The organism is Oceanivirga salmonicida (genome assembly GCF_001517915.1).
In the GTDB taxonomy this organism is placed as follows: domain Bacteria; phylum Fusobacteriota; class Fusobacteriia; order Fusobacteriales; family Leptotrichiaceae; genus Oceanivirga; species Oceanivirga salmonicida.
Window position 1 is genome coordinate 1 of record NZ_LOQI01000145.1, and the last position, 888, is coordinate 888.

Sequence of the window (888 nt, forward strand, 5' to 3'; positions counted from 1 at the left end):
ATTGTAATCTTAAAATCTTCAATAAAATTATATGTAAATCCTCTTAATTCAATATATAATTCATGAGAAATATTTTGGAAAATAATTTCTTTTACTTTACTTGAATATTCATTTACAAATTCATTATTTAAAACTTGAATCATGTCTGATAATATTAAAATTTTATATGAAATAATATTTTGAATATTCCCTTTTAAAATTATCCCTGTTTCATTTTTAATTTGAATATCTTCTTTAACAAGTTTAGAATTAATCTCTTTCAAATAACTATTAACTGTAATCCTCGAAATATTAAAAAATTTCGCCAAATATTCCACTGTTATCTTCTTATTAGAATAACAAATTACTAAATTTATAAGTTTTATTCTCTTTTCTTTATCTATAGGAGCTAATTCTTTTATTAATTCAATTATTTTTGGGGATTTACTAAAAAAATGATAAAGACCATTTCCAAGATTTTTTATAGGGACAATTTTCAAGAATATTAATAGCTGATTAATTTTACTTATGTTATATCTAATCATTCTAGAAGTAACACCATATTCTTCAGCCAAATCACTAATTTTCACATTATCATCATAATAAAATTTTTCTAATATTTTCACTTCTCTTTCATTTAAAATCATAATATCACCCTCACTTATACTATATAATACCTTAAACCTAATATTTTACAATGCATAATTCGTACCCATTAAATATGGAAAAACGTTTTACAGTTTCACTATTTTTTAATTCTTTAAAAATACTAGAATTAAAACATTTTCCACTTTTGACGGAAATTATATATAAAAAAATAGAGTAGAACACATAATCCTACCCTTTAATCTAACACAACATAATACTACATTATTAAGTATTTTTTATCTCCTTCATAATAAATTGGAA

General features: G+C 21.1%; 1 protein-coding gene. It reads right to left on the reverse strand.

Going from position 1 to position 888, the window contains the following annotated elements:
- On the reverse strand, positions 1-626 hold a 626-nt coding region (locus AWT72_RS08655; RefSeq protein WP_156413143.1), incomplete at its 3' end, for a helix-turn-helix domain-containing protein.
- Positions 627-888 lie beyond the last annotated feature (262 nt).